This window comes from Streptoalloteichus hindustanus (assembly GCF_900129375.1).
Classification (GTDB): domain Bacteria; phylum Actinomycetota; class Actinomycetes; order Mycobacteriales; family Pseudonocardiaceae; genus Streptoalloteichus; species Streptoalloteichus hindustanus.
Map to the genome: position 1 here is coordinate 160,235 of NZ_FQVN01000007.1, position 18,665 is coordinate 178,899.

16 protein-coding genes are annotated in these 18,665 nt (G+C 71.7%); 11 read left to right on the top strand and 5 right to left on the bottom strand.

Features of this window, described 5'->3' with window-relative positions; translation table 11 throughout:
- Positions 1-20: 20 nt before the first annotated feature.
- Both BUE43_RS22375 and BUE43_RS22380 read right to left on the bottom strand, forming a co-directional pair.
- Positions 21-1,163, bottom strand: a complete 1,143-nt coding sequence (locus BUE43_RS22375; protein ID WP_073486452.1) for an epoxide hydrolase family protein — start codon at positions 1,161-1,163, stop codon at positions 21-23.
- A gap of 81 nt (positions 1,164-1,244) precedes the next feature.
- Entirely contained in the window at positions 1,245-2,144 is a 900-nt protein-coding gene (locus tag BUE43_RS22380) for a LysR family transcriptional regulator (RefSeq protein WP_234995870.1), read from the bottom strand.
- Positions 2,145-2,480: 336 nt separating this feature from the next.
- Between BUE43_RS22380 and BUE43_RS22385 the strand changes: the two genes are divergently transcribed.
- The 6 genes from BUE43_RS22385 to BUE43_RS22410 all read left to right on the top strand — a co-directional run bounded on the left by BUE43_RS22385 (position 2,481) and on the right by BUE43_RS22410 (position 9,275).
- Positions 2,481-4,076, top strand: a complete 1,596-nt coding sequence (locus BUE43_RS22385) for an amidase (RefSeq protein ID WP_073486456.1) — start codon at positions 2,481-2,483, stop codon at positions 4,074-4,076.
- Between the two features lie 156 nt (positions 4,077-4,232).
- Entirely contained in the window at positions 4,233-4,970 is a 738-nt protein-coding gene (locus BUE43_RS22390; protein ID WP_073486458.1) for a phosphatidylserine decarboxylase, read from the top strand.
- On the top strand, positions 4,967-5,929 hold the full coding sequence (locus BUE43_RS22395; protein WP_073486460.1) for a dimethylarginine dimethylaminohydrolase family protein: 963 nt from the start codon (positions 4,967-4,969) through the stop codon (positions 5,927-5,929). Before BUE43_RS22390 ends, BUE43_RS22395 begins: the two co-directional genes overlap by 4 nt.
- 189 nt (positions 5,930-6,118) lie before the next feature.
- Positions 6,119-7,006, top strand: coding sequence for a phosphotransferase family protein (locus tag BUE43_RS22400; protein WP_073486462.1), 888 nt, complete (start codon positions 6,119-6,121; stop codon positions 7,004-7,006).
- Positions 7,007-7,310: 304 nt separating this feature from the next.
- Entirely contained in the window at positions 7,311-7,820 is a 510-nt protein-coding gene (locus BUE43_RS22405; RefSeq protein WP_073486464.1) for a MarR family winged helix-turn-helix transcriptional regulator, read from the top strand.
- Positions 7,821-7,967: 147 nt separating this feature from the next.
- Entirely contained in the window at positions 7,968-9,275 is a 1,308-nt protein-coding gene (locus tag BUE43_RS22410) for an MFS transporter (RefSeq protein WP_327083473.1), read from the top strand.
- Between the two features lie 75 nt (positions 9,276-9,350).
- Here the strand turns inward: BUE43_RS22410 and BUE43_RS22415 are convergent, their stop codons facing one another.
- Positions 9,351-10,514, bottom strand: coding sequence for a cytochrome P450 (locus BUE43_RS22415; protein WP_073486466.1), 1,164 nt, complete (start codon positions 10,512-10,514; stop codon positions 9,351-9,353).
- A 208-nt stretch (positions 10,515-10,722) separates the two neighbouring features.
- Positions 10,723-11,631, bottom strand: a complete 909-nt coding sequence (locus tag BUE43_RS22420) for a LysR family transcriptional regulator (protein ID WP_073486468.1) — start codon at positions 11,629-11,631, stop codon at positions 10,723-10,725.
- A 118-nt stretch (positions 11,632-11,749) separates the two neighbouring features.
- Here BUE43_RS22420 and BUE43_RS22425 point away from each other — a divergent pair, with 118 nt between their 5' ends.
- Together BUE43_RS22425 and BUE43_RS22430 are read left to right on the top strand one after the other, a co-directional pair.
- Entirely contained in the window at positions 11,750-12,808 is a 1,059-nt protein-coding gene (locus BUE43_RS22425; RefSeq protein WP_073486470.1) for an SDR family oxidoreductase, read from the top strand.
- A gap of 405 nt (positions 12,809-13,213) precedes the next feature.
- Positions 13,214-13,573, top strand: a complete 360-nt coding sequence (locus BUE43_RS22430) for a DUF6086 family protein (RefSeq protein WP_143174318.1) — start codon at positions 13,214-13,216, stop codon at positions 13,571-13,573.
- 101 nt (positions 13,574-13,674) lie between these two features.
- Here the strand turns inward: BUE43_RS22430 and BUE43_RS22435 are convergent, their stop codons facing one another.
- Positions 13,675-15,489, bottom strand: a complete 1,815-nt coding sequence (locus BUE43_RS22435) for an alpha/beta hydrolase (RefSeq protein ID WP_073486474.1) — start codon at positions 15,487-15,489, stop codon at positions 13,675-13,677.
- 159 nt (positions 15,490-15,648) lie between these two features.
- On the opposite strand from BUE43_RS22435, the gene BUE43_RS22440 reads away from it, so the two are divergent.
- From BUE43_RS22440 to BUE43_RS22450, 3 genes are all read left to right on the top strand, one after another.
- Positions 15,649-16,629, top strand: coding sequence for a COX15/CtaA family protein (locus BUE43_RS22440; RefSeq protein ID WP_073486476.1), 981 nt, complete (start codon positions 15,649-15,651; stop codon positions 16,627-16,629).
- 10 nt (positions 16,630-16,639) lie between these two features.
- Complete coding sequence (locus BUE43_RS22445; RefSeq protein WP_234995853.1) at positions 16,640-17,038, top strand: MerR family transcriptional regulator; 399 nt, start codon at positions 16,640-16,642, stop codon at positions 17,036-17,038.
- Positions 17,039-17,138: 100 nt separating this feature from the next.
- Positions 17,139-18,614, top strand: a complete 1,476-nt coding sequence (locus BUE43_RS22450) for an MFS transporter (protein WP_200797636.1) — start codon at positions 17,139-17,141, stop codon at positions 18,612-18,614.
- The last annotated feature ends 51 nt before the right edge of the window (positions 18,615-18,665 follow it).

Sequence of the window (18,665 nt, forward strand, 5' to 3'; positions counted from 1 at the left end):
CTCCCCCAGTTGGTCGAACGTCAGCGCAGGCCGCGGAAGAAGCCGCGGAGGTCGGTGATCATCAGTTCCGGCTCCAGGTGGGCCGCGTAGTGGCCGCCGTGCTCCTCGTAGGTGTGCCACTGCGTGATGTTCTTGTGGTCCCGCTCGGCGAAGCGGCGGATCGACCTGAAGTCGCCGTTGAACGAGGCCAGGCCGATCGGCACGGTGGTCGGCTCGCTCGGGGCCTGGCCCTGGGCCTTGGCGTTCTCGTAGTAGAAGCGGATCGACGAGCCGGCGGTCCTGGTGAACCAGTAGATGGCGACGTTGGTGAGGATGAAGTCGTCGTCGACGGGCCGGCTGCCCTCGGCGTCGCTCGCGAACAGCTGCGCGTTCCAGCCCAGCAGGCCCACCGGCGAGTCAGCCAGCGCGTGCGCCAGGGTCTGCGGCTGCTGCGAGTGGAGCTGGTTGAACGAGAACTTGTTCTCGTAGAACCACTGCAGGACCTGCAGCGCGGCCATGTCCTCTTCGGACAGTCCGGCGAACTCGGCGGGGTCGCCCGACGGGAACGAGAAGATCTGGGTGACGTGGACGCCGGCGACGTGCTCGCTGTCGACGCGGCCCAGCTCCGGCGAGACCAGCGACCCGCCGTCGTTGCCGTGCGCGCCGTAGCGCTCGTACCCCAGCCGCCGCATCAGCTCGGCCCAGGCCCGCGCGATGCGGGCGGTGCCCCAGCCGGTGTCGGTGGTCGGGCCGCCGAAGCCGAAGCCGGGCAGCGACGGGATCACCAGGTGGAACGCGTCCGCCGGGTCGCCGCCGTGCGCGGCCGGGTCGGTCAGCGGGCCGATCAGGTCGAGGAACTCCACCACCGAGCCCGGCCAGCCGTGCGTGAGGACCAGCGGGAACGCGTCCGGCTCCGGGGAGCGCACGTGCAGGAAGTGGATGTCCTGCCCGTCGATCTCGGTGACGAACTGCGGGTACTGGTTGAGCCGCGCCTCCCACTTCCGCCAGTCGTAGCCGGCGCGCCAGTACTCGGCCAGCCGCCGGACCTCGTCGAGACCGACGCCGTAGGCGTTGTCGTCCGCGCCCGGCGCCGGGTCCGTCCAGCGGGTCCGCGCCAACCGGTCGGCCAGGTCGTCGAGGTCGGCCTGCGGCACCGCGATCTCAAAACGTCTGATCTCTGTCATGAGTACAGCCTCACGGAGGCGGCGTCCGCCATCAACGGCGAAGCGCGGGACGACCGTGATGCCGCACGCAACGATCCCCGGTCAGTCCGCGTCGTCGCAGTGGACGGCGGACGCCTCGGCGAACATCCGCGCCCACATCTCCTGCGGGCCGCTGCGCCACACCGCCCGGACCGGCATGGGCGGCAGGCCCGTCAGCGGCACCAGCTCGACACCGGGCCGCCGGTACACGGTGAGCAGCGACGCGAACGTCAGGTGGGCCAGGTCGCCCGCCGCGACCACGCGCAGCACGTCCTCGACGTAGGCCGTGGACAGCCGGCGCCGCTTGATCTCACGGCCACCCGGCGTCGTCGCCGGCGTCCAGTACTCGCCGAACCACGACGGCAGCGCCGGGTAGATCACCTCGTGCTCGGCGAGGTCCTCGACGTCGATCACCGACCGACCGGCGAGCGGATGGCTCGATCCCAGCATGACCGCGCGTTCGACCTGGTCGATGACCGGGCCGATCCGCAGCGGCACGTCAGCCGGCACCTCGCCCACCGGCATCCACGTCACGAACACGTCCACCGGCCAGTCCCGGCCCGACCACCGGAACAGGTCCGTCGTCGGCTGCGCCGAGGCCACCACCCGGTGCTCCGGGTACAGCCGCTCGAACGACGCCGTCAGCTGCGGGCCGAGGGTCTCGGGCAGGGTGGTGGCGAACCCGACCCGCAGCACGCCGCCACCGAGGTCGGCCGTGCGCCGCACGTCGGCCAACGCGCGCTCGATCTGAACGTAGGCGGAGCGCAGCTCGCCGAACAGCTGCATGCCCTGCGGCGTCGGCGTGACCACCCGGCTCGTCCGGAGGAACAGCGGCACGCCGGCCCGTCGCTCGACCATGCGCACCAGGTTGCTCACCCGGGAAGTTGACAATCGCAACCGTTCGGCAGCGCGACCGAAGTGCAGCTCCTCGGCTACCGCGAGGAACGCCTCGATCTCCCGCATCTCCAGCACGCCGCGGAGCCTACCCGCTGATTCGCGCTGGTCAGAGGGGGTGTGATCGCACGAGGCAAATCCACGGACCGTCCGGTGATCACTACTTTTCGTAGCGATTTGTCCCGATTTCCCCGGCAGGCCCCACATCCAACGCGGAGCGTGCGCCCAGCTCTCCGCCGACCTGTCCGGGACGGGAAGGAGAACGGACCAGCGTGCGGACAGACATCGGATCGATTCCGAACCCGCGCCTCCTCGCTCTCGACTGCCCTCCGCCACTCCTCGATTCAGCGCCACCAGCGATTCAGCGCCACCAGCGCATTGACCTGGTGGACCGATGCGGGTGCAATGAGCCGCGTGCCTCAGCTCCGCTTGGCGGCCTCGGTGTTGGCAGTGGCCGCGTTGATCGCAGGTTCCCCCGCCTCCGTCGCCAGTGCGGACGCGCCCCCCGAGCACGGCGGGGTCGGCTTCGACCTCGACGCCGCCACCATCCCCGACCTGCGGGAGCGCATGGACCGGGGTTCGCTCACCTCCCTGCGCCTGACCGCGGCCTACCTGCGGCGGATCGACGCCCTCGACGGCACGCTGCGGTCCGTCGTCGCGGTCAACCGGCGCACGCTGGCCGAAGCCGCCGCCAGCGACGCCCGCCGGCGGGCGGGTCGGGCGCTCGGCCCGCTCGACGGGATTCCCGTGCTGCTCAAGGACAACATCGACACCGTGGCGATGCCGACCACGGCGGGTTCCCGCGCGCTGGAGGACTCCCGTCCTCGGCGCGACGCCTTCCAGGTCACGCGGCTGCGCTCCGCGGGCGCGGTCGTGCTGGGCAAGGCGAACCTGTCGGAGTGGGCCAACTTCCGGTCCACCAAGCCCACTTCCGGCTGGTCGGCCGTGGGCGGGCAGACCAGCAACCCGCACGTGCTGGACCGCAACCCCTGCGGCTCCTCCTCCGGATCGGCGGCCGCCGTGGCGGCCTCGTTGGCCCAGGTCGCCATCGGCAGCGAGACCGACGGCTCGATCGTCTGCCCGGCGGGGATGAACGGGGTCGCCGGACACAAGCCCACCCTGGGGTTGGTGAGCCGAACCGGTGTGGTGCCGATCTCGTCCGAACAGGACACGACGGGGCCGATCGCGCGGCACGTCGTCGACCTCGCGATCACGTTGTCGGCGTTGCAGGCCCGCGATCCCGACGACGCGGCAACGAAGGAGGTCCCGCGGGGCCAACCGACCGACTACGCCCGGCATCTCGACCCGAACGCCCTGCGCGGAGCCAGGATCGGCATGTGGCGCCTGCCGGGGCTGGGCCCCGAGGTCGACCGCGTGATGGCGTCCACTGTGGACGCTCTCCGGGCCAACGGCGCCACGGTCGTCGACGTGACCCTGCCGTACCAGGACCAACTGGTGGCCGACGAGTTCCCGGCGCTGCTGACGGAGTTCCGCAGGGACATCAACGCCTACCTGGCGACCAGGCAGGGCGGACCCCGCACCCTGGCCGACCTGATCGCCCACAACCGCGCCGATCCCGCCGAGCGGACCTGTTTCGCCGGCCAGGAGCTGTTCGAGATGGCCGAGGCCGCCCCGCGCCCCGACGACCCCGAGTACCGGGCGCGCCGGGCCCGGTTGACCGACCTGTCGCGCAGGTCGATCGACGAGACGTTGGCGGAGCACCGGCTCGACGCGATCATGGCGCCCACCAACCCGCCCGCGTGGCGGACCGACTGCGCGAGCGGGGACAACGACATCGTCCCGTCCTCGACCCCGGCCGCCGTGGCCGGCTACCCGCACACCGCCGTCCCCGCCGGGTTCGTCGGCCCGCTCCCCGTCGGTCTGTCGATCTTCGCCGGCCGGTGGGCGGACGCGAAGGTCCTCTCGCTCGCCGCGGCGTTCGAGCGGGCCGCGCCCGTGCGGCGCGCTCCCCGGTACCTGCCGACCCTGCCCACCGGCTGACACCGGGCGGGACGGCCGCCCCGGCGCGCCGCCGCACGCGGGGACGCTTCACCCAGACGAGTGGTTATCGGCGTAGTCACCCGCGCCTCGGTAACCCACACGGTGGGGACCGCCGGCGGGCAGGCGGCCACGCGTGCGAGCGGCGGGTGGGGAGCCATGGCGAAGACGCTGGAGGAGTGGCTCGACAGCGAGGTGCGACCACTCAGGAACAAGCCGGTGCGCTGGCTGTCCGAGTTCTACTTCCTCCGCGACCCCGCCCGGCCGAGGCACGTGGACCCCGAGATCTTCTTCGCGCCGGCCGACGGCGTGCTCCTCTACCAGCGGACGGTGAACCCCGACGAACCGCTCGTGGAGCTCAAGGGACGGCGCTACACCCTCCAGGACGCCCTCCGCGACCCCGACTACGACCGCCAGAGCCTGGTCGTCGGCATCTTCATGACCTTCTACGACGTCCACGTCAACCGGGTGCCCTACTCGGGGCGGTTGTCCTACCGGGTTCCGGAGCCGGTCGAGACGCACAACCACCCGATGCTCGACATGGAGCACGGCCTGCTCGCGGAGCTACGGCCCGACCTCGGCACCGCCGAGTACCTGTTCCGCAACCAGCGCGTGGTCAACCGGTTCGTCTCGCCCGCGCTCGACGGGCCGTACCACGTCCTCCAGATCGCCGATCGCGACGTGCGCTGCGTGATTCCGTTCGACCTGCGCCAGAACCGGCCCTGCCGGCAGGGCGAGCGGTTCTCCCAGATCCGGTACGGCTCGCAGGTCGACCTGGTCGTGCCGCTGTCCGCACGGTACGGGCTGGAGTTCCTCCAGGCCGAGCACAGCCACGTCGAGGCCGGTGTGGACCCGCTCGTCCGCATCGTCCGGCCGGGGGCGGGGAGTCGGCCGTGACCGCCGGTCGCGGCGTCGCCACCCGCCGCGCGTCGTCGGAGCGCGACCCGGCCGACCCCACCGAGCTGGAGCACCCGGCGTTCCTCGTGAACGCGCCGTTCTCCTACTCGACCGGAATCGCGAACATCGCCTGGAGGGAGGAGGTCCCGGACCGGGAGCGCGCGCCCGACGGCGCCCGGGCGATGACGCAGTTCCTTGAGCTGTACCGACTGCTGTCGGCCGAGTCCCTGGTGTACGTGCTGCCCACCCCACCCGGCAGCGGGTTGCGGGACCTCGTGTTCACCGCCGACCTCGGCGTCGTCCTGGAGCACCTGCCCCGGACCGCCGTGATCTCCCGGTTCCCCCCGGCCGCCCGGCGGGGCGAGGCCGAGGTCAGCGCGCGGTTCTTCGAGCTCATGGGATGCCGAACCGCCTTCTCCCCCACCCGCTTCGAGGGCGAGGCGGAGCTCAAGCACCTGCACGACAACGTCTACGCCGGCGGTCACGGGCCCCACACGGACCGGGCGACCTACGACTGGATGGAACGCGAGTTCGCCATGCGGGTCATCCGGCTCCCGCTGACCGATCCGCGCCTCCACCACCTGGACCGCGGCGTCTTCCCCCTCACCCGGGAGCAGACGTTGGTGGCCGCCGCGGTGTTCGGGAGAGCCGAGATCCGGGAGCTGGAGGAGCAGACCGAGATCATCGACGTGCCCGTGGCCGCCGCCCACCGCGGCGTGTGCAACTCGGTGCGCCTGCACAACGTGATCCTCAACGCGTCCCACCTGCACGAGCTCAGGGCGGGCACCGAGGAGTACGCCGCCGAGACCGCCAAGAACCGAGCCCTGGAGGACGTCGCGAGCCGGCTCGGCTTCGAGGTGGTCTACGTGAACCTCAGCGAGTTCCACAAGGGCGGAGCGCTGTTGTCCCGCATGGTGATGCACCTCAACCGGCACTCCTACCGGCTCTCGCTCCTCTGAGGCCTGGCGTTCGGGTGAGCTGGTACCGTCGCGTCGTGCATTGACGCCGGGGCGCCACGCCCCTCCCCCACACCGCCCGCACTGTCCACAGTGGACACTGTGAGCACGTCGGACGCGGCCGTGCTCCGCCGTCGGGTCCGTTCTTCCGCAGCAGCAGCAGTTCCCGCGTGAAGAAGGGTTCTTTCCCGAATGTCCCACGAGCACGTCCTGTCCGCCCAACCCTCCCCCGCCACGCTGGCGTGGGCGCTCCGCCAGACCGGCGGTTCCCGCGTGCTGGCGACGGAATTCCTGACCGGTGGGGTCTCGCACGCCAACCACGCCCTCGTTCTCGACGGCCCCCGGCCGCGACAGGTCGTGCTGCGGCGGTGGGCCCGCCCGGGGTGGGAGGAGAGCGACCCCGACTTCACGGTCGAGCGCGAGGTGGCGGCGCTGACCGTGTTGGAGCGCGCCGGGTTCCCCGCGCCCCGCGTGCTCGCCGCGGACCCAGAGGGGCGGGAGTGCGACGCGCCCGCCCTGTTGGTGACGCGGTTGCCGGGTCACGGCCCCGACGAGGACGACGAGCAGTCCCCGCGGTTCCTGCCGCAGTTGGCCGCCACCGCCTTCGCCCTGCACCGCGTCGCGCCGCCGTGGCCGGGTGTGCCGGACTACCGGCCGTACAACGACCTGTCCGATCCGCGTCCACCGGCGACGAGCACCCGGCCCGAGGTGTGGGAGCGGGCCTTCGCGATGGTCTCGGCGCCGCCACCGCCGGGGCCGGTGTGCCTGATCCACCGCGACTACCACCAGGGCAACACGTTGTGGCGGAACGGGCAGATCACCGGCGTGGTGGACTGGACCACGGCGTCGCGGGGCTGCCCGGACGTCGACCTCGGGCACATGTGCTGGAACCTGGTCGTCGACTACGGCGAGGACAGGGCCGAGGAGTTCCTGCGGCACTACGGCGCGCTGAGCGGCACCGAGGCGCACCCGTACTGGTTGGTGCGGCCCGTGGTGGACCTGCTGCCCGACGTCGAGTTGGACGAGGAGGACCTCGACGCGCTGGAGCCCTACCTGGCTCGCCAGCTCGCACGAGGGTGAAGGTGAGGGTGCGGGTGGTCCCACCGCGCGCCGTGCACCGCGCGTCAACGTGCACCGCGTCAACGTGCCCCTCGCGCCGCGCACCCCGTTCGGTGCCACGCAGTCGTGATCAGTGATCGCCGGCCACCCGTCGATCGGTGACCGATGGCGCCCCTGCGCGCTGGCCCACCGCCGGCGCGCAGGGGCGCCGCCGCGTCGCACCCAGGCTCGACCGGGGTGCGGCCGAGGAGTGGCACCACCTCCCATCTGCGCTTTCGCTTACCCTTGCCTCGGCATTCAGGTATCTCGAAAGTCGAGTGGTGAGATGGCACGGGAAACTCTGGACTCCCTCCGCGCGGAGCTGGCCGACGAGATCCGGGCGAACCAGGCGGCGGTGGACGCCATGGACGAGGCGGCGGCCGAGCACCTGGGGATCAACCGGACGGACCTGCGCTGCCTGGACGTCCTGATGCGGCTGGGCTCCGCGCGGCCGGGCGAGCTGGGCGTGACGCTCGGGCTGACCACGGGCAGCGTGACCGCGCTGCTGGACCGGCTGGAGAGGCTCGGGTACGCCACGCGCTCCCCCGACCCGACGGACCGCCGGAAGGTGGTCGTGCGGCCGACGACCCAGGCGAACCGCAGGGCCAAGGCGCTCTACGGCCCGATCGCCGAGGACGGCCACCGGTTCCTCGCCCGCTACAGCCGCACGGAGCTGGAGGTCCTGCTCGACTTCCTGCGCCGCAGTCGCGCCCTGCAGGAGGAGCACGTGGCCCGCATCCGCGCGACCCGGCCCGGCGGCGCGGGGTCCCGCGCCAGCGCCGCGAAAAGAACTTGACCCGGCATGCGCCCGGACACATGCTGCCCGCCATGACTCGCGAAGAGGGGCCTCAGCGCGGCGGTGCGACCATGCGCTCGGCGGCGGCCCACCTCCTACGCGGACTCGTCGCGGACGCCCCCTGGCCGGGCGTCCCCGGCGGTCCGCGTGATCGCTGACCGCACCGCGCCCGACCTCCGCTCCCCCCGTTCCCGAGGCCTGTGGGCCCACCGGGACTTCCGTCTCCTGTGGACCGGCGAGACGGCCAGCCAGCTCGGCAGCGGCATCACCGCCGTGGCCCTGCCCCTGGTGGCCGTGGTGACGCTGGACGCCGGCACGTTCGCCGTGGCCCTGCTGGGCGCGGCGACCTGGTTGCCCTGGCTGGTCCTCGGCCTTCCGGCCGGTGCGTGGGTGGACCGCCTCCCCCGCCGACCGGTGATGCTGGCCGCCAACCTCGCCTCGATCCTGCTCCTGGTCAGCGTTCCGGTGGCCGCCTGGCTCGACGCGCTCACCGTCGGCCACCTCCTCGCGGTGGCGTTGTCGTCCGGCGCGGCCGCGGTCTTCTTCTCCACCGCGTACCACGTCTACCTGCCGGCCCTGGTGGCCACCGCCGACCTGGTGGAGGGCAACGCCAAACTCCAGGGCGGCGAGCAGGTGGCCCGGGTGACCGGACGCGGCGTGGGCGGCTTGATCGCGCAGTGGCTCGGCGCCACGGCCGGTCTGCTGGCCGACGCGGCGAGTTTCCTCGTCTCCACGCTCTGTTTGCTCTCCATCCGGACGCGGGAGGCCCCACCGGAGTCCTCACCGCGCTCCTCCGGGCTCGTGCGGGAGGTCCGGGAGGGCCTCCGGTTCGTGGTCGGCGACCCGTACCTCCGCGCGTTCGCCGCGTTCGGCGCCACGGCGAACTTCGCACTCCAGGGATACCAGGCCATCCAGGTCGTGTTCCTCGTCCGCACCGTCGGGGTCGAGCCCGGCGCGGTCGGTGTCGTCGTGGCCTGCGCCAGCGTCGGAGGGGTGTTCGGCGCGAGCGTCGCGCGCGCGGTGGGCACGCGGTTCGGCACGGCCCGGGGCCTGTTGCTCTGCCACGTCGGCACCGTGCCGTTCGGCCTCCTGATGGTGGCGACCGGCCCCGGGGCGGGGCTGGTGTTCTTCGTGGCGGGCGCGTTCCTGGTCTCGGCCGGCATCGTGGCGACCAACGTGATCCTCGGCGGCTTCCGGCAGAGCTACTGCCCGCCCGAACTGCTGGGCCGGGTCGTCGCCACCTCGATGTTCCTCAACCACAGCACGATCCCGCTCGGCGCTGTGCTGGGTGGCGCACTCGGCGTCTGGATGGGAATCCGGCCGACGATGGCGGTGATGACGGCGCTGCTGGCGCTCAGCGGCCTGATCCTGGTGGCCACTCCCCTGCGCAGGCAACGGGATCTGCCCACCTCACCTCCCCGCGGGACCGCCGCGACCGCCTCGGCGTCCGACTGAGCTCGGCTGTCGGAGAAATCCGTCCTCGGTTGCGGTGCGGGTGGTGTCCAGAGTGGACACCACCCGCACCACCGATCATCCGTGCAGTGCCACCGGGAGCTCCATCAGCTTGCCGCCCTGGATGTCGCCGAAAACGAACTGGCGGAGTTCGGCGAACGGGACCGCGAGGCGGGCGCGGGGGAAGTCGGTGCGCAACACCTCCACGACCGCACGGAGTTCCCACTGCGCGAGCTGCGCGCCGACGCAGTAGTGCGCGCCGGCCCCGAAGGTCAGGTCCTGCCCCTGGGGGCGGCGGGGATCGTTGTTGACGCCCTTGATGTCGATCAGCACGGGAGAACGGGCGGGCAACCGCACACCGGCGATCTCGACCTCCGTGGTGGTGAACCGCCACAGGGTGAAGGGAGCGGGCGGGTACCGCCGCAACGTCTCCTGGACGAACTCGTCCGTGCGGGTGCCGTGGGCGGTGACCTCGTCGATGCCACCGGCCAGGGCGTGCGCGAGCAGGAACCCCAGCGCGGAGTCGGTGGTGAGCTGTCCGGCGAAGATCAGCGCGAAGAGCAGGTAGTGCAGTTGGGATTCGGTGATGTGGTCGGGAACCCGGTCGCGGAGCTCCTCGGCCATGCCTCCTCGTCCACTGTGGAGCGCGGCGGCGGCCAGGTCCGTGAACACGGCCACGGCCGCGCCGCGCTCGTCGGCGTCCTCGGTCACCATGCTCCGACAGGCCACGATGGCCTCGTCGATGCGGTCGAGCGGCACCCCCAGCAGGTCGAGCAGAACGGTGAGCGGGAACCGGGAGGTGAAGTCGGCCATCAGGTCGACCGTGCCACCGGTGGCGGCGAGTCCGGTGAGCAGCTCGCGGGCGATATCGGTGATGCGGTCCGCGTTCTCGCGGACGCGGCGGGCGGTGAAGAGCGGGGCGTGCGCGCGGCGCAGCTCCACGTGGGCGGGCCCGTCGAACGTGGTGAGCGAGGGCTGCTCGGCGGCCCGGGGTTCCAGCCCCGCTGTCCGCGCGTCCCAACCCGACGGCGCGTGCGCCGGGTCCTTGGCGAAGCGGAGATCGGTCAGGACCTGACGGGCGAGGGCGTCCTCGGTGACGATCCACACCGGACCGCCGGCCGGGGCGTCGACGCGGACGAGCGGTCCGGCGGCACGCAACGCGGTGTGGACCTGGTCGGGCTCGGCGAGGCCGCGGACGGTGGTCGCGAACGGGTCGAGACCGACGCGGGAAGCGGTGGACATGAAGCCTCCGGGAGAGAGCTGGCTGGGACGTCCACCCGGGTCTCGGGCGAACGGCCGCCAGTGTCACCCCGCCACAGCCCTGTGCGAGAGCGTTCTGTGACCACTCTTTGATCATTTCGTTATCGATGCCGATCGAGGCCAGCCCGCTATGTCTACATAGGACAGTTCACAAGCGACATTCGTCGGCTGGCGCGAAAATGTCGAGCCGCTAAGGGAGAACTGAGCCGACGAGGTGTGATGGAACCACGTGCGCCTCGCGGGCGAGGACGTCGAGGAACGCGGCCGTCACCGGGTCGGGCTCACGGCGGGTGTAGGCGGCCAGGGTGCGGCGCACCGCCGGCTCGGGCCGCAGCACGCGTCCGTCGAAGCCGGGCGGGAGGATGTTCGCCGGCACGAGGGCCGGGCCGAGCCCGGCGGCGGCCAGCAACGGCGCGGCCGCGGTCTGCTCGGTGCGCACCGCCGCCCGGGGCTGGAACCCGGCGGCCGCGCAGACCTGGTCGAGGAGATCGGCCAGCCCGTGGCCGGGCGCGTAGTGCACCCAGGCGCACTCGGCCAACGTCGCCAGCTCCACCGAGACGACCTCCTCGTCGCGCGGACCGTCGGTGGGCAGCACGACGACGAACTCCTCCACGCCGAGCTCGCGCACCGGGCCGGCCCAGTCGGGCGGCACCGGCCCCACGGCGACGTCGGCCTGCCCCTCGTCCATCGCGGCCAGCAGCTCGTCGGCGTGGCGGTGCTCGAACAGTCTGATGTGGACGTCGGGATGCGCGCGACGCCACACCCGCAGCACGGGCGGAAGAACACCGAGGCTGACCGAGTACAGCGTGGCCACCGCCAGCTCCCCGCTCTCCAGCCCGGACGCCTGCCGGGCCGCGCAGCGGGCGCGTTGGGCGTCGGCGAGCGCCGCGCGGGCGTGCGGCAGCATCGCGCGGCCCATCGGGGTCAGGCGCACCGACCGGGGAAGGCGCTCCAGCAACGCGCCGCCCACGGCGCGTTCCAACGCGCGCATCTGGTGCGACAACGCCGGCTGCGTGACGTGGAGCAACTCGGCCGCACGGGTGAAGGACCCCTCGTCCACCACCGTCACCAGGTACTCCAACTGCCGCAACGTCGCCATGAGCCCATCTTATGGGAACGATGAGAAACAAGCCTTGGACTCATCACACCCCGGCGACCCAAGATCAGGGGGACGCCGCACCGGCGTCGACGTCCCACCAGCCGGCCAGGAGAAGGTCATGTCCACGCAGAAGAAGGTCGCCCTCGTCGTCGGAGCCAACGGGGTGATCGGTCGCAACCTCGTCGACCACCTGGCCACGCTGCCCGACGGGGAGGTGATCGGCCTGTCCCGCCGGGGCGGGCAGACCGCCGGCCGGGTCCGGCACGTCGCGGTCGACCTGCTCGACCCCGCCGACTGCCGGGAGAAGCTGGGCGCCCTCACCGAGGTCACCCACGTCTTCTACGCGGCCTACCAGGACCGGCCGACCTGGGCCGAGCTCGTGCCGCCCAACCTGGCCATGCTCGTCAACGTCGTCGAGGCGGTCGAGGCCGCCGCGCCCCACCTCGCGCACGTCAGTCTCATGCAGGGGTACAAGGTCTACGGCGCGCACCTCGGCCCGTTCAAGACACCGGCGCGCGAGACCGACCCGCACCACATGCCCCCGGAGTTCAACGTCGACCAGCAGCGGTTCCTGGAGGAACGCCAGCGCGGCAAGGCGTGGACCTGGACGGCGATCCGTCCCTCGGTGGTCGCCGGCTTCGCCCTCGGCAACCCGATGAACCTCGCGATGGTGATCGCCGTCTACGCCTCGATCTCCAAGGAGCTGGGCATCCCGCTGCGCTTCCCCGGCAAGCCCGGCGCCTACGACGCGTTGCTGGAGATGACCGACGCCGGACTGCTGGCCAGGGCGACGGTGTGGGCGGCCACCGACCCCCGCTGCGCCAACCAGGCCTTCAACATCAACAACGGCGACCTGTTCCGCTGGAACGAGATGTGGCCGAAGATCGCCGACTTCTTCGACCTGGAGGTCGCCCCGCCGCTGCCGATGTCGCTGGAGGTCGTGATGGCCGACAAGGCTCCGCTGTGGGAGGAGATGGTGCGGCGCCACAACCTCCAGCCCAACGCCTACTCCGACGTGGCGTCGTGGGGCTTCGGCGACTTCGTCTTCTCCTGGGACTACGACATGTTCGCCGACGGCACGAAGGCCCGCCGGTTCGGCTTCCACGAGTTCGTCGAGACCGAGGCGATGTTCCGGGACATCTTCACCGACCTGCGCCGGCGCCGGGTCATCCCCTGACCGGACCGCGTGTTGACGCCGACGCCGGGCGGCTTGTCGTGGGATACCGCCAGTTCCCCCGCGACCTCGCCCGGCGTCACGTCCGTTCCGGCCGGACCGTGGCCCACGACCACCAGGGGCAGCGTCGTGAACGCACCGATGACCTACCGAGCGGGACTGGCCGCACCGATCCCCGCGGTTCTCCACGCCCTGACAACACCACCGCCCTCCGAACGTGGCTGGCCGAGCACGTCGAGGTCGACCGGCCCCACCGCTACGCGTTCTGGGGCCGCTTCACACCACCCGGCCGGACGCCCCGGCAGCACTCCCCCCACACCGACGACCACACCCTGCGCTTCGCGTGGACCCTGGACGAAAGGACACCACGGCCTCGCTGACCAGCCAGCGGCCCCTATGATCCAAGCAGTGAGCTATGTTTTCCAGGTCGACGGTGAGTCAGTGTGGAGTCCGGCGCTCAGAATCGGCCACCTGTTCCTCGCCATCGCCAACCAACTGAGCGAGAACCTGAACCAGGACCACGGTTTCTCGATGATGGCGAGCGACTTCGTCGACATCGACGGGAACACCTTCGCCGCGTTCGTGCAGTCGCTGCTCAACAGCTCGGTGATGACGAACGTGACGTACGAGCACCTTTCTCGGGGCTTCCTCGCCACCTGCCTGGCGATCCTGGTGCGCGCGGGCGTCCCCGTCCACCTCCAGGGCCCGGAACAGCAGGAGCTCATGGAGTACGGAAAGGCTCTCCTGCGCCACATGCCCGACCTCTGATGACCGTTCCCCCCCACGACCGGAAGAACAGCGCCGGTGCGGAAATTCCTGACTGGGATTTCCGCACCGACGGGTGAGCGAGGCGACAGGCGACATCGGGCTCAGGTGGTGGGGAGGCGAGTGGTGAAGGGACGGTCGTCGACCGAGCCGCTGACGGTCGTCGTATCCTCGGCGCGGAAGGGTTTCCAGGACAGGTGGAGGCGCTGACCAGTGCTCAGGGTCAGCGTCGCGGTCGCGGTGCCGTCCTTGTCCGGCAGGCGGATGTCTCCGGTCACGGCGATGTCGGCGACGTAGCGGACGTCAGTGAGCAGGACGCGCCGGTTCTGGTCGTCGAACCGGACCGCGCCTCCCCGTAGGCCCGGTTCCTCCGTGACGAAGCGGTAGCCGGACTGCGGCGCTCGGCGGATGACCGCGTCGGCGGCGGTGGCGAAGGCCGGGGCGAGACCGGGCGGGTTCGTGGCGGGGAGCTCCGCGCTGGTCCGGGGAAAATGGCCGAGTGCGCGGTAGTTCTCCGTGCCGCACGAGGACGACGGTCGCTGGCGCGGATCGGTGATGAAGTCGCGGACCATCGCGGCGACGCAGCCGGAGTAGGGGTAGTTGTTGAGCGAGGCGGTGTGTTGTCCAAAGGGGACGATCACCGCCTGGCCACGGGGGAAACGGCGTGCGACCGCAGTGGCCCGTGTCCCGGTGTCCAGGTCCGTGTCGCCGGCGATGGCCAACGTGGGCACGTCGGGAAACCGCGTGCCGGGAGGGACCGGCGGGGTGTGGTTGGGGGTGGGCCAGTGGGTGCACCAGTCGAGGACATCACCGGCGGGGAAGACCTCGCGGGTGCCCATCGGCCGTTCCGGGTGCCGGCGCCGGTGGTCGGCGAGCTGGCGGGTCTTCTCCTCGGTGCCCGCCGCGCGGTCGTAGGGCAGCGCCGAGTCCGCGCACAGGTAGGACAGGTAGGCCGGCGCTGACCGGATCATCTGGCTCTGCGGCTCGGTGGGCGGCGGTCCCAGCGGGGCGGCCAGGCGGTGCAACGGAGCGGGGTCGCCGGCCAGGTAGGCGGCGATGGCGGCGTTGCCGTCCCGACCGGGGACCGGGTCGTCCTGCCGCTGGGCGAGGGCGTTCAGCGCGGCCAGGGGGACGCGCGGGTCGGGGCGGGCGCGGAGGGTCAGGACGAGGTGGGCGAAGCGGTCGCGGGCGCTGCCCGGCAGGTCGCGGCAGGAGCGTGAGTGCTCGCAGACCAGGCTCAGTTTGTCCAGGTGGTCGCGCAGTCGCTCGGGGTAGGCCCACCCCGCGGTGAAGCCGGTGGTGTCGGTGGTGATCGGGCTGTCGAGGAGGACGGCGGCCGTGTCGCGGGGATAGCGGGCGGCGAACGCCTGGGCGTCGAGGGTGCCGTAGGAGTAGCCGTAGAGCGTGAGGCGCCTCAGGCCGAGCCTGGACCGCACGGCCTGGATGTCGGCGACGCGCTGGGCGGTGGTGAAGAACGGCTGGCGGCGGGCCTCGCGCTGGGCGCACGCGGTGATGGTGTCCGGTGTGGACAGATCCAGTTCGGGGCACCGCCAGCCGCCGGCCGCGGCGAACCCCCTGCGCTCCACGACGAGCAGGTCGTGTGTCTCCAGCAGAGAGCCCAGTGCTGTGGTGAGCAGCGGAGTCGCCGCCAGGGCCGGCGCCGGCCCGCCGGGCAGGCCGGCGACCGTTCCGGCCGACGGTGTGCCGGTCCGGGTGTGCGGAATCCACGTGAACGGCACCGTGATGCGCTCCGAGGTCGGGTCCGACCAGTTCAGCGGGACCTGGATCTCGCCGTCGCAGCGGGTGACGGCCCGAGCGCACGGGTGGCGGTCTTCACCGGCGGGGGCGGCGGGGGCGTTCACCAGGGTGAGACCCAACAGGGCTGACAGGCCGGTCAGAACGGCCCGTTTTATGACCATGGGTCGAGCCTGTTGGTCGGCGGTCGCGCGTCGCAAGGCAAGGTTTCTCACCCGGGCCAGGGGCAACCTCGCGGCGCGGTGCGGCCTCCTGACGACGACCGGGACCAGTCGGGGGTACCCGACCGACGCCCGTGATCTTGAGGTGTAGCGTGGCTACGCATGGAGTGGCTTTCCCGGTTGTTCGGTGGCTGGGTGCCCGGCGCGGTGGCCCAGCGCAGGATCTGCTTCGCCGCCGTCGTGGCGCAGGTCGGTGTGGCGCTCGGTGGCGCGGTCGTCCGGGTCACGGGTTCGGGTCTGGGTTGTCCGACGTGGCCGGAGTGCGCGCCGGGGAGTCTGCTGCCGGTCTCCGACCCCGTGCTGGGGCAGGCGCACCAGTGGATCGAGTTCGGCAACCGACTGCTCGGCGTGGCCGTCGCCCTGGTCAGCGGCCTGGCGTTCCTGGTCGCCCTGCTGGCCCGGCCGCGACGGCACCGGTTCGTCCTGCTCGCGCTGACGATGCCGCTCGGCGTGGTCGCGCAGGGGCTGATCGGCGGGTTCACCGTCCTGATGGAGCTGGAGTGGTGGACGGTCGCCCTGCACTTCGTGCCCTCGCCGGTGCTGGTCTGGTTCGCCGTGCTGCTGGCGCACGCCGCCGGGGAGGCCGACGGCCCGGCCCGCCCGCTGATCCCCCGGCCGCTGCGCGTCGGACTGGTCGTGATGACCGCCGTGCTGGCCGGTGTCCTGGTCACGGGAACGCTGGTCACCGGGGCCGGCCCGCACGCGGGAGACGCGAACACCGCGCGGCTGGGGCTTCCGGTGGCCCCCTTGGCCCAGTTGCACACCGACTTCCTGTTCGTGTTCCTCGGATTGGTCGTCGCGCTGGGCTTCGCGCTCCGCGCCGCCAGGGCCGTTCCGCTGGTGTGGCGCCGCTACTGGGCGTTGGTGGGCGCGGTGCTCGTGCAGGGCGCGATGGGCATGGTCCAGTACTGGCTCGGCGTTCCGATCGTCCTGGTGGCGCTGCACGTGCTGGGTGCGATGCTGACGGTCGCGGCGATGGCGGGGCTGTGGGCCGTCCGCCACGACCGATCCGCCGTCCGCACGGACGACCCGCGCGACGCGAGCCCCAGTGAATTGACCTTGACACTAGCGTCAGGGTTCTAGCGTCCCCCGCGTGTTGAAGGAGATCGAGATGCGGATCGGAGAGCTGGCCGACCTCACGGGCGTCAGCACCCGATCCCTGCGCTACTACGAGCAACAGGGCCTGCTGGCCCCGCAGCGCGCCGACAACGGTTATCGCGCGTACGACCCGTTGGATGCCGTTCGGGTCACGAACATCAAGGAGCTCCTGGACGCGGGGCTCACCCTGGAGGACGTCCGCCCCGCCCTGGAGAAGGGCTGCCTGGACGCGCCGCTGCGCCAATCCCCGTTCTGCGCCGAGGAACTGGACCTCGCCACCAACCGGCTGGCCACGCTCGACGACCGGATCGCCGCGCTCCAGGAGCTTCGGGGGCGGCTGGCCAAGCACATCGACGAGACGGTGACCACGCGCCCGGTGGTGGGCGAGGACTGATGAGGAGCACCGCAGCGCGGTCCGGAGCCCCGGCGCCGCGCCGATCAGCCGTGCCCCGACGACACTCCACCAGTTCCCCGGGTAGCCATCGGAGCACGAAGTGACGCTTCAGGACGCAGAATCACAGATCGCGGCGCCGGACACCGCCCCACCCGAAAGCCGACGCCGGTGGGCGCTCGTTCTCATCGCCGGCGCACTGGCGCTGGACACCAGTGGAGCTGCGGTCATCAATGCCGCCTTGCCCTCCATCGGTGACGAGTACGGCATTGACAGCTCCACGCTGCAGTGGACGATGACCGCCTATTCCATCGCCTTCGCCGGGTTCCTCATGTTCGGCGGCAGGATCGCGGACGTCCTGGGCCGCAGGAAGATCTTCGCGGTGGGCGTCGCGCTCTTCGCCGCGGCGTCGCTGGGTGCCGCGCTCGCTCCGACCGTGGGGGTGCTGATCGCGGCTCGTGCGCTGCAGGGGGTCGGTGCGGCGCTGTCCGGCCCCGCGTCGCTCGGCCTGCTCAGCCAGATCTTTCCCGAAGGACCGCAGCGGAACCGCGCGCTGGCCGTGTACGCGGCGACCGGCGCGTCCAGCTTCAGCGCCGGGCTGGTGGTCGGCGGGGCTCTCACCGACTTCCTCGGCTGGCGCTCGGTGTTCGCCGTCAGCGTCCTCGCGGGAGCCCTGATCCTGGCAGGGGTCCGGGCGCTGCTTCCCGCGGGCCGGCGCCAGCCGCGCCCCCTGGATGTCCCGGGCGCGATCCTGGTCACCCTGGGGATCGGCCTGGTCGTGTACGGCGTGAGCGAGGGCAGTGCGGTCGGCTGGGGGTCCGCACAGGTCGTGTGCTCGCTGGTGTTGGCCGTGATCGGGCTGGTGGCCTTCGTCGTGTGGGAGAAGGGGCGTGCGGAGCCGCTGCTTCCGATGAGCGTCTTCCGCAGCCGCCCGGTGCGGGCCGCCTCGCTCACCGGTGCTGTCTTCTACACCGGTGCCGGTGGTCTGCTGTTCTTCTCGCCCCTGTACGCGCAAGGGATTCTCGGTTACTCACCGTTCGAGTCCGCGCTGGCCGTCCTGCCCGTGGGTGTGGTCGTGGTCATCAGCTCGCAGATCGCCGGACGTCTGATGTCGCCAGCGGCGTACAAACCCCTGATGGCGGCCAGCCTGCTTCTCATCGGAACCGGCGTCGCCCTGTGGGTGGGCACACCCGAGAACGGCTCGTACTGGGTGCACATGCTCCCCGGCATCGTGATCATGAGCACCGGCCAGGGTTTGGGTTTCGGCGCGATGACGGCCGCCACGCTGGAGGGCCTGCCGCTCCACCAGCACGGCGTCGCTGGTGCGGTCAACGTGACCGCGCAGCAGATCGGCAACAGCGTCGGCTTGGCGATCCTGGTCGCTGTTTCGACCGGTGTCAGCGGCGGGGCCACAACTCCGGCCGACCAGCTGTCGGGTTTCCACGCGGCGTACTGGGTGGCGGGCGCCATCGGGCTCCTGGGTGGGCTGGCCGTGCTGCTCACCCGGTTTCCCAAGGTGGACGCCGCGCCGTCGACTTCCGAGGAGGAGACCGTGACAGCGCGGGCCGGACGTACCTGACCACGCCCGGTGGCCGTGTGGGCGTCACCAGAGCCCGGCGGGAGGCCCTGG

Coding starts and splice junctions, on each gene's coding strand:
- BUE43_RS22375 (WP_073486452.1), bottom strand. CDS start 1,163: ATGACAGAGATCAGACGTTTTGAGATCGCGGTGCCGCAGGCCGACCTC.
- BUE43_RS22380 (WP_234995870.1), bottom strand. CDS start 2,144: ATGCGGGAGATCGAGGCGTTCCTCGCGGTAGCCGAGGAGCTGCACTTC.
- BUE43_RS22385 (WP_073486456.1), top strand. CDS start 2,481: ATGAGCCGCGTGCCTCAGCTCCGCTTGGCGGCCTCGGTGTTGGCAGTG.
- BUE43_RS22390 (WP_073486458.1), top strand. CDS start 4,233: ATGGCGAAGACGCTGGAGGAGTGGCTCGACAGCGAGGTGCGACCACTC.
- BUE43_RS22400 (WP_073486462.1), top strand. CDS start 6,119: ATGTCCCACGAGCACGTCCTGTCCGCCCAACCCTCCCCCGCCACGCTG.
- BUE43_RS22405 (WP_073486464.1), top strand. CDS start 7,311: ATGGCACGGGAAACTCTGGACTCCCTCCGCGCGGAGCTGGCCGACGAG.
- BUE43_RS22415 (WP_073486466.1), bottom strand. CDS start 10,514: ATGTCCACCGCTTCCCGCGTCGGTCTCGACCCGTTCGCGACCACCGTC.
- BUE43_RS22420 (WP_073486468.1), bottom strand. CDS start 11,631: ATGGCGACGTTGCGGCAGTTGGAGTACCTGGTGACGGTGGTGGACGAG.
- BUE43_RS22425 (WP_073486470.1), top strand. CDS start 11,750: ATGTCCACGCAGAAGAAGGTCGCCCTCGTCGTCGGAGCCAACGGGGTG.
- BUE43_RS22435 (WP_073486474.1), bottom strand. CDS start 15,489: ATGGTCATAAAACGGGCCGTTCTGACCGGCCTGTCAGCCCTGTTGGGT.
- BUE43_RS22440 (WP_073486476.1), top strand. CDS start 15,649: ATGGAGTGGCTTTCCCGGTTGTTCGGTGGCTGGGTGCCCGGCGCGGTG.